This is a genomic window from Belnapia arida (genome assembly GCF_016773205.1).
GTDB lineage: Bacteria > Pseudomonadota > Alphaproteobacteria > Acetobacterales > Acetobacteraceae > Belnapia > Belnapia arida.
On the sequence record NZ_JAETWB010000071.1, the window covers coordinates 1 to 12,328 of the forward strand.

A 12,328-nucleotide genomic window follows, 5' to 3' on the forward strand; every position below is an offset into this window, starting at 1 on the left:
TGGCGAGGAATGCGTCACGGTCTGGAACCGCTACATGGCAGCAGCCAGAGGCATCACCGCGGCTGCGCAGTAGCCTGCAGGTCGGCGCTCGCTTCTTGAAATGAGCTAAAATCAATGGCGCTTGTTGTTGCGCCGTGCAGCTTTCTGGGCCTTCTGCCCCTTACGCCGATTTTCAGCAGCCTTGTGACTATAACGCCCTGACGGCCATGTTCCACCATGCCGGCGCCGTTGGCGGGCTTCTGCAGCGCCATGGCTTTAATGCCGGCGATCCAAAAGAAGGACGTCAGCACGAAACGTGCGAGAACCAAGAAGACCTGGCTGGAGAGCAGGTCGTTGATCAGTTCCGGCATGGAGGCCTCGTTCTCAAAGTCGCCATTCGAACCTTCCCGCCGCCCATTGCGGGCGATCGCGCTGCGAGGAGGGCACATCGGGGATCCCATCTCGCGGCGGGACACGCCGGTCCCGCGACCTCGATCAGTCGTGTCAGTAGAAGGACCACAAGCCCGGCGTCAGGAGTTCGACCAAGTGTTCGTCGGGGTCACGAAAGTAGATGCTCTCGCCGCCGCGCGGCCACTTGGTGCGGCCCACGATCTCGATGTTCTTGCCGGCCAGCCGACCCTCCCACTTCGGCAGCTCGGACTTCGGGATCTTCAGGGCCACGTGGCCCCGCCCCTCCGCACCGGATGACGGGATGTTGCCCACGAACGGTACGTCGTCCGTGCCCAGCCGGTCGGGCAGATCCTTGACCCAGACCGGGAGCAGGATCAGCGCCGACTGCGACGCTACGTTTAAGACGCAGATCTGCTCGTCGCGGATCTCCGTCGCAAAGCCGAACAGGTCCTCGTAGAAGGCCACCGAACGATCGAGGTCCCTGACGTATAGGGCGGCCTCCACCATCCCTGTCACCGTGGCGTCCGTGCTCATGCGTCACTCCGATCTGTTTCATCGTCGAGCAGGGTCGGCGCCTCACCCTTTGCGCAGCCCCCAGTGGGATCGGCCGGGACTGTTGCGCACGCATCGAGCGTGCGCGCGACCAGCCCTGATCTCAGCCGGAACTTCGGACGTGTCGCGCGCCGGATCGTCGTGGCCTGGCCGCAGGCACCGCGTCGCGGCGCTAGACCAGCTGCAGCACCTGCGAGAGCGGACGCCGCGGCTTCTGCGGCCAGTTCTCCGGCAAGGCGTGGCCGACCGCGACCAGCATCACCGGGATCTCGTCGGCGGCCAGGCCGAACTCCCGGACGACCTTCTCGGCGTCGAAGCCGATCATCGGACCGGCGCCCAAGCCCATCGCGTGGGCGGCGTAGATGAGCGTGCCGGCACCGAACGTCGCCGTGCGAACCGCCTCATCGCGCTGGCGCTGCGGCTGCTCGAAGTACAGGCTCTTGGCTGCGGCCTCCCAGCCAGCAACCATGCCGGCGGGCATCGTTCCGGCCTCGACGGCAGGCCGCAAGCGGTCGGCCATCACCCCGTGGTCGGCCAGCTGGCCGCAGATGATGAACGTCACCGCCGCCTCGGTGATCTTCGCTTGATCCCAGGCGACCTTACGCAGCCGCGCCTTGGCCTCGGGCGTGCGGACGGCGATGAAGCGCCAGTTCTGCAAGTTGAAGGATGTCGGCGCCCGTGTCGCCAAGCGGATCAGCTCGCCGATCTGCTCGTCATTGACGTTGCTTGTTGCATCGAACAGAACGGTTGTGTGACGCTCCTCGATCGCGGTGATGATCTCGCTGCCCATCGGAGTTCCCTTCGGTGTTGACGCGTGCCTGGTGCGCCAGCGTGCGCGACGCCGGCAGGGGCCGGCTAGGCGAGGCTTTCCACCACACCGCCATCGACCCGCAGGGCCGCGCCGGTTGTGGCCGATGCCTGCTCGGAGCCGACGTAAAGGATCATGTTGGCCACCTCCTCGACGGTCGCAGGGCGACGGATAATCGAGGAGCTGCGGTTCACGGCGACGAAGTCAGCCGCGACCTTCTCGAGGCTGTCGCCGGTGCGCTCGACATCTGCCTTGAGCATGTCGGCCACTCCATCGGAGAGGGTAGGCCCCGGTAGCACGGCGTTGACGGTGACGCCTGTCCCCGCGAGACGCTTGGCCAGACCGCGGGAGATTGCGAGCTGCGCCGTCTTGGTGAAGCCGTAGTGGATCATGTCTGCGGGGATGTTGATCGCGGATTCCGAGGAGACGAAGACGATGCGTCCCCAGCCTCGCTTGCTCATCCCGGCCGCATAGGCCCTCGACAGTCGGACGCCGGACATAACGTTGGTTTGAAAGAACCGATCCCACTCACTGTCCGGCGTGTCGAAGAAATCGCGCGGCTCGTAGATACCGAGGTTGTTCACGACGATGTCGAAGTCGGGTTGCTCGGCCAGCAGGCGCGCACAGTCCGTCTCAGTGGCAAGATCGCCGGCGAAACCCGTGACGGAGGACTGCGTCTCCCGCAGCCACGCCACCGCCGCAGCGACGCCCACCTCGCTGCGGCCGTTCACGACGACGCTGGCTCCGGCCGCTAGGAAGCCTTTGGCGGTCGCGAAGCCGATGCCGCTCGTCGAACCGGTGACGAGAACCCTACGGCCGCTGAAGTCGATGATCATGATGCAACCTTCTACTGACGTGCCGAGATGTAAGCTGGTCCTGGTGTGTCGATAATCGGCCGGCATCCGAAAGAATATTTCGAATTCTTCGAAAGCTGGTCGAGACAAACAAACAGCAGGAGTCGTTGCAGCGCTGCTAAACATCAGCGGGAAAGGCGAGGGCAGTCAGCCGTCGCGGGCCGCCCACGACTTTTCCATCATGGCAGCGATCGCCACGGAACTGGCGTCACCGCGAGCACGTAGCCCCGCGATCGCACCTTGGTGCTCCACACTGCCCTTGTGCTGAATCAACTTACTCTGCGCATCGATACCGTCTGGAGGGACAATCAGATCAAGGGTGACGACCGCCCGCGTCATTGCTGCGCGCCGCGACACATTCATCTTGTCTGCGGTCCAGGGATGTTTTGGCAGAAGCCGGTTTTCGAACTTTGCCGAGAGTCGGTCCAAATGGGCCGGCCCATCCTGCTCTGGTAGGACGAAGAGTTTGCCGGTGAGATGAACAGCTACGTAGGTCCAGGTCGGGACTTGATTGGGTGTGCCGTACCAGTCTGGTGAAATGTAGGCGTCCGGTCCTTGGCAGGTGAGCAGTGCGGGCTGCCCCTCCGGCGAAATCAACTCATGCAAGCGGTTGGCCCTGGCCACATGCAGCTCCACCCGGAAGCCTTGCTCCGCAGTCCTATGGGCAAGAAACGGCAAGTGCACTGCTGCCGGCCTCGCGGCCGGGTCCGCAACCACCAGGGTTCCAAACGCACGATCCTGTAGCAGACGAAAGGCTTGATCATGGTCGATGTGGAAGGCGGGGTGAACGTACATGGCGAGGCTCAGGTTGGAAGAGCACTTGGGTAGCCGTGACTGGCCTAACGTTGTAGGTCCGGTTGCAAGTGTCAGATCAGTCCGGTTCCACCATGCCCCGTCGACCACCTCCACCTTTGTGGAACAACTTCACGCTTGACCTGACCGCGCCGGTGTCGCGGCAGAAGCAGATCATTACTTTTTTACGAGACGCGATCCTCGATGGCCGGGCAACTCCGGGCCTCCGCCTGCCATCGAGCCGGGTATTGGCTGCCGACCTCGGCGTGTCCCGGCAAACGGTCGTCCTGGCTTACGAGGCCCTCGTGGACGAAGGCTTCGCAACGAGCCGACACGGCTCCGGCCTCTTCGTCGCCGATGCTCTGCCCGGGTGGGCCGCGCGTCCGGCCGGGCATTCAAGGGCCTCCGCCTCCGGGCCTAGGCGTTCCACACTTGTCTTGTCTCAGCGAGGCCAAACGCTCGCTCAACTCACGCTCACACCGGCTCGGCGGGACGTCGGGCTTCTGGCGCCGGGCGTGCCGGCCCTGGACCTTTTCCCCCATGCGGTTTGGTCGAAGCTCTCGGCCCGTTTCTGGCGTGGCCGCCCTGGAGCGGACCGGCTCGGCTACACTGACCCGGCAGGCCTCCTCCCACTACGGCAGGCCATAGCGGGCCATCTCGGCGCAACCCGCGGGCTGACATGCGCCGCCGAGGATATCGTCGTCACGACCGGTTCGCAGCAGGCGATCGCGCTCGCCGCCTGCTTGCTGCTCGATCCGGGCGACGCCGTCTGGGTTGAAGAGCCAGCCTACGTGGCAGGCCGTAGCGCCTTGGCCGCCGCGGGGGCCCGGTTGATACCAGTACCCGTGGATGGGGACGGGCTGGCGGTGGAGGCTGGGATCCGGTCAGCGCCGGCAGCGCGGCTCGCCCTCGTTACTCCGTCGCATCAGTACCCACTGGGCGTCACCATGACTCTGCCGCGCCGCCTAGCTTTGTTGCGCTGGGCCGAGCTATCGAACAGCTGGATCGTCGAAGACGACTACGACGGCGACTACCGTTATGCTGGCCCGCCTTTGCGGCCTTTACGCGCCCTGGCGTCCCACGGCGCGAGCCGGTGCGTAGTATATGTCGGCACCTTCGCCAAAGTGCTCGCTCCGGCGTTGCGGCTCGGCTTCTTGGTTGCTCCGGAGGGGCTAGCGCCAGCCTTCGCAACCGCCCGCGCCCTGGCTGATCGACAGTCGCCGGAGCCGATGCAGGCCACCCTGGCCGACTTCATCGGCGAGGGTCATCTCAGTGCCCATTTGCGCCGCATGCGCTCGGCTTATGCCGAACGGCGCGACGCCTTGTTGCGAGCGTTGGAGGAAGAATGCACCGACGAGCTCGACTGGCGCCGAGACGGGGTGGAGGCCGGCCTGCATTTTCCTGTAACCTTTAACGACCGCCATAAGTCGGACGTCGCAGTCAGCGCCGCAGCGGCCAAGCTCGGCCTGCAGACTCCACCCCTGACAGGTTACCACACGGGACAGGGGCAGCCGGGCCTAGTGCTTGGCTTTGGAGCCACGTCGGCCAGCCGCATGGCGGACGCCGCGCGACGCCTTAGACGATCCTGCTCTGTCGAAAGCGTCCCGCGACGGCCTGCGAGCTGAACTGCTTCGGGCTCCTTGGAGTCTTCACCTCTTGAGAGTGACCTGCCTCTGTTCGAAGATCCAAGGGGGCATTGCCAACTTATTTGCTCAATGGTCGCGCTGAGCCGCATTGCGTGACCGCTGCGTCGTCGCGCGGCTATGCGGGCACAGGTTTCCTGCCGCCAAAACCCAAAAGCTCGAGCGCGGCCATGCTGATACTGGGCAGCGCTTATGAGGCGCCGCCGCGGGCGGAAGTGACCGTAGATCATGCTGTGCGCCGACAAGAACCGCTATGTTTGCCGAGGTTGTGTTGCATAGTTTGCGGCAAGTCGCAAATGGCCGCGACCGGCCCCAAATCAGGCGGCAACCTGGAACAACTCGGCGATAAAGGTGGCTTGGGTCCGCATGTCGCGTCCGCCCACCTTCTGTACCTGCCACTTCCTGATCATCGCCATTGCCTCGTAGCCTGCCAGTGTTCGTCGCGCCGTGTGGAAGCTGCCGAAGCCAAGCCCTGGTCGGACCAAGCGTTTCACGCGCCGGTGGTCTTATTCCACTTTGTTATTGAGGTGCTTGCATTGTCGTAGTCGAGAGAAGCGCCACAGCTCGCCGTTCTCCTTAATCTTTGTGACCGCGCAGAGGGGTAGGCCGGGTTCTTATCCAAGGTGATGGTGCGCGGGTTCACCGTATGCGGCTGCCCGAGAGCCTTGCGGAAGAAGCGCTTTGCAGCCTCCGCGTCGCGCTTGGCCGAGAGCAGGAAGTCGATCGTCTGGCCCCGGCGGTCGACCGCGCGATACAGCTACATCCAGCGGGCCTTCACCCGGATGTAGGTCTCGTCCACCCTCCATGAGCCGTTGCCCAGGCGCAGGTGCGGCCGGATCCGCTTCTCAATCTCCGGCGCGTAGGTCTGCACCCAGCGGAACACCGTAGTATGCGCCACCTCCACGCCGCGGTCGGCCAGCATCAGTTCGATATTGCAGTATCTCACAGGGAACATCAGGTACCAGTGGATCGCCCAGAGGATCACCTCTGCGGTGAACTGCCGGCCTTTGAAGGACTGATCCGGCCTCACCGAGGCCACTCCCCGCCGTCTCGCCATGCCACGGTTTGTACTTGCTCAGGATGGTACCGTAAGGACGCAACAGAACCCACGTGAGCCAGAATTCGTATCCGGCCTGGTTGGTTGTGAAAGCAACGCAGGCAACTGCGTGCCTCGTCGCCAGGTTGAAAGCGGACATGTACTACCCTATGTGGCCCGCCCTCGCGCAGCGGTCCTTTCATTGCCCGCGTGCGCGCATTCCACCTTCGATCAAAGACGCGAAGACTCCGGCAGCTTCTGCCTCGTCAAAGTTGCCACGCACCAGCGCGGCCGAAAGCGCCTCGCCCGCGCCGACCAGGCCGATGCAGCGGCGCTCCAATTCGGCAGCCGGCAGGGTGCTGTGAGGCTCCAGCACCGACACGAACATCCGGACGGAGTTATCAAGCAGTTCCTGGAAGACCTTGGCTTTCTCCTCGCTGCCCGCCAGCGCGGCGCCTACTGCGTGAAACTCGTCGGTCTTGTCGGCCGCACAATGGATGTAGGCGGCCGCCAGGGCTGTGACACACTCCTTGAAGCTCCGCTCACCAACGGCCATCGCGTCCCGAAACGCATTCACCCGCTCGACGTCGATCCATCTGTAGAGCTCGATCAGCAGGCCAGACCGGGTGCCGAAATGGTCGTAGGCCACTGGTTTGGAGATACCGGCGCGAGCGGCCAAGTGCCCCAGCGTCAGCCAGTCCGCACCCTCCTCCCTGACGATCAGCAGCGCCGTGTCGAGCAGCTGACGCCGCCGCTGATCCTTCGAGAGCCTGCGCGGCGTCCCGTGCCCGCTCCCCTCCTGCAGATCCTTTTTCACTTCACCGGCCGCCTTGCGGAACCTACCAACGGTAGCCAAGTTAGCTTCCCTACTAAAGGTAGGTTAATAGCCCGAAACAAGGAGGCTTGCAATGTCATCAGCTCCCATCCTGCTCATGGGGGGCTCCGGCGCCATCGGTCGCTGGACCACACGGTTCCTGCGCGACGTCCATCCCGACCTGCCGCTGCTGATCGGCGGCCGCGAGCTTGCCAAGGCCAGGGAAGCCGCGGCCCGGCTCGGCAATGCGGACGGTGCGGTGCTTGACCTGGCCGCCGTCGACCTTGGCCTTCGGGCCCAACCGGTCAGTGCCGTCGCCGTCCTCTTTCCCGACGATCGGGTCGCGGGGCTCCACTTCGCGCAGGCGCGCGGGGTCCCGCACCTCAGCATCTCGTCCGGCATCTACGAGATCGCTCCCGAAATTGCGGCCTTCATGCACAAGCCTGGCGCCGCACCGGTCGTCCTTGGCTACGAATGGCTTGTGGGCGCCACGACGATCCCGACGCTTGAGTTCGCCAAGGCGTTCGGCCGGGTCCGCGACATCACCATCGGTGCTCTGGTCGACGAGCAGGATACCGGCGGTCCGGCGGTTGCCGAAGACTTCGAGCGCCTGAACAGCACCTTGCCCGCCGCGCTCACGCGCCGCGACAGCCACTACATCTGGCGCGCTGGCGAGGATGCGAAGGCCGCGTTCCGCGCCGTGGACGGCACCTGGATGGACGCCTCCGGCTTCTCGTCGATCGACGTCGTCGGGCTGGCGACGGCGACCGGCGCGCCGAGCGTTCAGTTCAACATCTCGAGCGGGGTCAGTTCCTCTCGCCGCCGCGGCGAGCCAATGTCGACCGAAATCATCATCGAGCTCGCTGGAGACGATCATGCGGGCCGGGCACTCCGAAGCCGCCACGCGGTCGTCCATCGCAAGGGATCGGCGCCGCTGACCGGGCTTGGGGTCGCGATGCTCCTCGAACGGCTTGTCGGGCTCGACGGCAACCCGCCCACGCCAGCCGGGCTCTACTTCCCATATCAATTGCTCGATTCCGCCCCTTACTTCGCCCGCCTGAAGCAGATCGGTGGCGAGGTTCTGACCATGGAGGCACTGTGATGCGCAAGGACATGCTTCCGTCCGCCGGTGCCGAGGATTTCGTCCGCTCGTCTGCGCCCGATGCCGATGGCACGAGAGGCGCAACCGGCCCTTTCCGCAGGGCGCTGCTTTTCGGCTCCGTCGCAGCTGCCGCGGCCGCCGTGCTGCCTGCCGCCGCGCAACCGGAGGTCATGCCCGGCATGCGCATGGTCAGGACCAACGGAATCAATCTGGCAGTCTACGAAGCGGGGTCCGGCCCACCCGTCGTCCTGCTGCACGGCTTTCCGGGGCTGGCGTTCACGTGGCGCCCAGATTCCGGCTCTCGCCACCGCGGGCCACCGCGTCATCGTCCCCGATCTGCGCGGCTATGGACGGAGCAAGACGCCGACGGCAGTCGAGGATTACGACGTCGTTCACCTGACGGCGGACCTCGTCGGCCTGCTCGACGCGCTCGGCATCGAGGAAGCGGTCTTCATGGGACATGACTGGGGAGGACTGCTCGCGTGGCAGATGGCGCTCCTCCACGGGGAGCGCGTGGCTGGGGTGATCGGCGTCAACACACCGCACATCCCGCATTGGATGCTGTGGTTGCATCCCGACCTCGTCAAGGCTGCTCTGCAGAATGGCCAGACCTTCGCCGCCGATCCGATGGCTGATCCCATCTCCCAGATGCGGCGGGTCTACAGCCCCGACATGTACGTCCTGCTGTTTCAGGACAGCAGGATGGCTGACGAGGCGATGGATAAGAATCCGCGCGGCGCGCTGCGGAACGCGTACCGCAAGGGCCTCATGACATTCGCCGAATGGGACAGGTTGCCACCGAGGGTCGCGAACATGAAGTATTATGGACGACCCCCGCCGGAGAGTTTGCCTGGCAAGGATGTGCTGAACGTGCAGGAGTTGGACTTCTACGCAAGGCACTTCCAGCGCACCGGCTTCACTCCGGCCATCAACTGGTACCGCAACCTGTCGAGGAACTGGAGGGTGGCGCTTGGTGTCAACCAGACCGTCCGAGTGCCGTCCATGATGGTGTCAGCAGTTCATGATGTGGTTCTCCGGCCGAGCATGACGAACGGCATGGACGCTCACGTGCCGGACCTCGAGAAGCACATTGTCGCCGATTGTTGGCACTGGACGCCGGAGGAAAAGCCAGAAGAACTAAACCGATTGGTCATTTCCTGGCTCACGAGACGCTTCCCATCGAGGTAGCGGCTTTGGAGATTTGTCGGTCCACGAGGCGAGCACCTTGGGAATTAATCGCTCTGCAGGTCGTGCGGCGACCGACGCGCCCGGGGTTCCGCATCGCCATCAATGCGTCAGCCTTAGCTTTGCTGCACCGATCTCAGCGACTGGCAGGTAATCGTCCTGTCAGATTTTAGACTGCCGATTGGCAGGAGCGGTTTTCTGCCAGACTGAATCGCTTGTGCCTGTCAAAGTGACCTTGAGATGATGCAGCCGCTGTTCGGCAAGGAGGTGATGAGGATGTCGAAGGGGCATCGTCAACCTGCCAGGCTTTCGGTTGCAGCACTTCCTCCTCATTGGAGCCAACCACGTCGAAGCAATAGAAACTATGCTTAGTCCAAGGTAGCTTTCAGCATGTCGAACCTCGCACTCCTCGCCACCTTCTGGGCAGCTTTCTTCCTCGCTCTCATCAGTCCAGGCCCGAGCTTCGCCCTCGTCGCCGGCACAGCCCTGCGCGAAGGTCGCCGCCGCGCCCTTCGCACGGCGATAGGGCTTGCGGCTGGCGAAGCAGCCTGGGCCTGCGCGGCAGTCTTTGGCGTTTCGGCGCTTGCCGCCCAACATCCCTTCCTCGCCGCTGCATTTAGAATCGGCGGTGGAGCTTTCCTGCTCTTCCTCGGCCTCTCCGCTCTTTGGGCAGTTCTCCGCAACCCCGCCCGCGCCGAAGTGGCCCAGGCCACTTCCACAAATGGTACCAGCTTCTGGCGAGGTTTCAGCCTGATGCTACTCAATCCCAAAGCTGGCGTGTTCTGGGTGTCCCTCTCAAGTCTTTTCCTCGGTCCTGATATCACGGCCGGTCTGGCGACCGCGGCGGTGGCAGGTGCTGTCTTGCTTTCCATGCTTTGGCACTGCGCACTCGCCTGGGTGCTGTCAACTGGTTACGTCGCACGTCTCTTCCGCCGCATCCGCCGAGGCATCGACGCCGTATTCGGAGTGGTCATGGCCGCCCTAGGCGTGCGGCTGATCCTCTCAAACTAAAGCAGAAGCCGAACATTCGCGCTCGTAGCCTACGTGCCGCCTCAGGGTGTTGCGGCATCGGCGAGCGGACGGTCGAGCGCCTCGACCATTTGGGCGGCGAGGTGATGATCCGAGCTCGGGTTCTGACCGGTGATCAGCTCGCGATCGACAACCACATAGGGCGCGAAGTCGACCGGGTTGGTGGTCACTCTGGCCCCCGCCACCTCCAGCGCCTCGGGCATGTCGAAGTACAGCTTACCGTGCAGAAGCGAGCCCTCTGCGATCCTCTCCTCGCTGGCCGAGAAGACGGTCATCCGGTAGCCTGCATAGATCCAGCCCTGGGCGTATTCGGCCGCCCTGGCCTTGTCCCCGGCGATCAGCGCCGCACGGAATTCACGGGCACGCGGCATCGCCGCGGCAATGGCGACCGGCCCGTGGCAGAGCAGCGCCGTCGGCCTGCCAGCTTCGTGGAAGTGACGCAGGAGCGTGCATAACTCGGCGTTCTGCATGAGATCGACCACGGGCGCATGACCGCCGGGCACGAACAGGCCGGCATAGCCACCCAGCCCCTCCTCGACCACCGACCGCAGCGTGCGCACCTGGTTCATCGAGGGATCCTCGGCGTAGAACCGCTTGGCTCGCGCATAGGCGGCCTCGTCGCCTCCGAAGTGCTGCGGCGAGTCCGACGCCTCGTCGATCGTCGGCTTGGTTCCGTCCGGTGTGGCGAGCACGACCGCGTAGCCGGCCTCGATCAGGGCCATCGCCGGCACGACCGTCTCGTTGAGATACTGCCCGATCGCGGCCGAGCCGCCGCCCTGGAGCTCAATCCGGGTGGCGTTGGAGCCGGCCACGAGCACTGTTCCCTTTGTCATCACTGCCTCCGTTGCGCTGTCCGCATTCCCTGCGAACAAGCCAACTTTGGCCCCAACCCAGGTATTTCAAAAGTTTATTACCTTGATTTCTGATATGCGGTTTGCATTATAAGCCGTGCGGTACGATCTCAACCTTCTTCCGATCTTCATCGCCCTGATGGAGGAGCGCAGCGTCACGCGCGCCGCGGAGCGCCTCGGCATGACCCAGCCGGCGCTGTCGAATGCGCTCTCACGCCTGCGGGTCATGCTGCGGGACCAGCTCTTCATCCGCGAGCGCTACGGCATCCAGCCGACCCAAGTCGCCTTAGAGTTGGCGCCCGGCGTTGCCGAGGCGTTGGCGAGGCTGGACGGCGCAGTGCTCAGCCAGCAGGAGTTCGACCCCGCCAGCGCCGAGCGACTGCTGACGATTGCGCCGAACGGCTATGCCGAATTCGTGCTCGTGCCGGCGATCGTGGCGAGGCTGCGCCAAGTCGCGCCCGGCATCAGGCTGCGTCTCACGCCGTACAGCAATGATCTGGCAGGGACTGGCGTCACCTCCGGCACAACTGCTCTCGTCCTTGGCCGCATCGTCGAGCCGCCTGACAACCTCGTCGTGCAGCACCTAATGGAGGAGGGGCTCGCTTGCGTAGTGCGGGCCGGCCATCCAGAGATCGACGCCAGTATCAGCCGCGACCAGTTTGAGCGGCTCAGGCATGTCAACGTCGTGCCGCCCGGTCGCCTGCGAGCTGGGCTGTTCCAGGCGCTCGCGCACCAGCAGCTCAAGCGGGAGGTCGCCATCTCCGTCACCAACTTCTTCGCCGTTGCGGAGATGGTGGCCGTCACCGACTATTGCGCAACGCTGCCCAAGCTGATCTGCCGCCGGCTGACGCATGACCCCCGGCTGAAGATCCTGCCATCGCCGGTGGACCTCGGGACGTTCCCGGTCGAGATGGCCTGGCATGTCCGGTACCGCCACGATCCAGCACATCGTTGGCTGAGATCGGTCATTGGCGAAGTGGCGGCCGATCTGTCGAACCATCTACCCTGATCGAGTCGGCTCAGCCGCCAATCTCGCCGTGGAACCCAAATGGATGGCAGCACAAATGTCCGTTTTAGGAACTTGGTGACTCGGTCACTTGCGATAAGCCCCGCGTGACGCAAGTTGGCGCCCCTTTGCAGCAACTGCCTCCCGTACAGCTCCGGGCTATGCCCGTGTTTGACCTAGACGCCTCTCAGTGTCCATCCGGGAACAGATCGAGTGATTTGAATCGGTTGTGATTGGCTGCCGGCGGCGGGTGCGGGAAGAAGGGC

Annotated in this window: 12 protein-coding genes and 1 pseudogene; 5 read left to right on the forward strand and 8 right to left on the reverse strand. The window is 64.3% G+C overall.

Annotation, left to right across the window (positions count from 1 at the left end):
* Positions 1-53: 53 nt before the first annotated feature.
* From JMJ56_RS31290 to JMJ56_RS31310, 5 genes are all read right to left on the reverse strand, one after another.
* Positions 54-350 carry a hypothetical protein gene (locus tag JMJ56_RS31290; RefSeq protein WP_202835740.1) on the reverse strand — a complete coding sequence of 99 codons (297 nt, stop codon included), beginning with the start codon at positions 348-350 and terminating at the stop codon, positions 54-56.
* Between the two features lie 133 nt (positions 351-483).
* Complete coding sequence (locus tag JMJ56_RS31295) at positions 484-924, reverse strand: VOC family protein (RefSeq protein ID WP_202835742.1); 441 nt, start codon at positions 922-924, stop codon at positions 484-486.
* Positions 925-1,114: 190 nt separating this feature from the next.
* Positions 1,115-1,732 carry a nitroreductase family protein gene (locus JMJ56_RS31300; RefSeq protein WP_202835744.1) on the reverse strand — a complete coding sequence of 206 codons (618 nt, stop codon included), beginning with the start codon at positions 1,730-1,732 and terminating at the stop codon, positions 1,115-1,117.
* Between the two features lie 65 nt (positions 1,733-1,797).
* Positions 1,798-2,586 (reverse strand): SDR family NAD(P)-dependent oxidoreductase, encoded by a 789-nt coding sequence (locus JMJ56_RS31305; protein ID WP_202835746.1) that lies wholly within the window; start codon positions 2,584-2,586, stop codon positions 1,798-1,800.
* Positions 2,587-2,751: 165 nt separating this feature from the next.
* A complete protein-coding gene (locus JMJ56_RS31310) occupies positions 2,752-3,399 on the reverse strand; it encodes an FMN-binding negative transcriptional regulator (protein WP_202835748.1) in 648 nt (215 codons plus the stop codon).
* 116 nt (positions 3,400-3,515) lie between these two features.
* Between JMJ56_RS31310 and pdxR the strand changes: the two genes are divergently transcribed.
* Complete coding sequence (gene pdxR, locus JMJ56_RS31315; protein WP_202835750.1) at positions 3,516-5,021, forward strand: MocR-like pyridoxine biosynthesis transcription factor PdxR; 1,506 nt, start codon at positions 3,516-3,518, stop codon at positions 5,019-5,021.
* 335 nt (positions 5,022-5,356) lie between these two features.
* On the opposite strand, the pseudogene JMJ56_RS31320 reads toward pdxR, so the two are convergent.
* Positions 5,357-6,069, reverse strand: a pseudogene (locus tag JMJ56_RS31320) (IS6 family transposase).
* A gap of 205 nt (positions 6,070-6,274) precedes the next feature.
* Positions 6,275-6,931 carry a TetR/AcrR family transcriptional regulator gene (locus tag JMJ56_RS31325; protein WP_236038976.1) on the reverse strand — a complete coding sequence of 219 codons (657 nt, stop codon included), beginning with the start codon at positions 6,929-6,931 and terminating at the stop codon, positions 6,275-6,277.
* 52 nt (positions 6,932-6,983) lie between these two features.
* On the opposite strand from JMJ56_RS31325, the gene JMJ56_RS31330 reads away from it, so the two are divergent.
* The 3 genes from JMJ56_RS31330 to JMJ56_RS31340 all read left to right on the forward strand — a co-directional run bounded on the left by JMJ56_RS31330 (position 6,984) and on the right by JMJ56_RS31340 (position 10,187).
* The gene (locus JMJ56_RS31330) at positions 6,984-7,991 is read left to right on the forward strand and encodes a hypothetical protein (protein ID WP_202835753.1); all 1,008 of its coding nucleotides are present in this window, start codon (positions 6,984-6,986) and stop codon (positions 7,989-7,991) included.
* A gap of 66 nt (positions 7,992-8,057) precedes the next feature.
* Positions 8,058-9,179 (forward strand): alpha/beta hydrolase, encoded by a 1,122-nt coding sequence (locus JMJ56_RS31335; protein ID WP_202835755.1) that lies wholly within the window; start codon positions 8,058-8,060, stop codon positions 9,177-9,179.
* Positions 9,180-9,566: 387 nt separating this feature from the next.
* A complete protein-coding gene (locus tag JMJ56_RS31340; RefSeq protein WP_202835756.1) occupies positions 9,567-10,187 on the forward strand; it encodes a LysE family translocator in 621 nt (206 codons plus the stop codon).
* 41 nt (positions 10,188-10,228) lie between these two features.
* Here the strand turns inward: JMJ56_RS31340 and JMJ56_RS31345 are convergent, their stop codons facing one another.
* The gene (locus tag JMJ56_RS31345) at positions 10,229-11,038 is read right to left on the reverse strand and encodes a type 1 glutamine amidotransferase domain-containing protein (protein ID WP_202835758.1); all 810 of its coding nucleotides are present in this window, start codon (positions 11,036-11,038) and stop codon (positions 10,229-10,231) included.
* 115 nt (positions 11,039-11,153) lie between these two features.
* Between JMJ56_RS31345 and JMJ56_RS31350 the strand changes: the two genes are divergently transcribed.
* Positions 11,154-12,065 (forward strand): LysR family transcriptional regulator, encoded by a 912-nt coding sequence (locus JMJ56_RS31350; RefSeq protein ID WP_202835760.1) that lies wholly within the window; start codon positions 11,154-11,156, stop codon positions 12,063-12,065.
* The last annotated feature ends 263 nt before the right edge of the window (positions 12,066-12,328 follow it).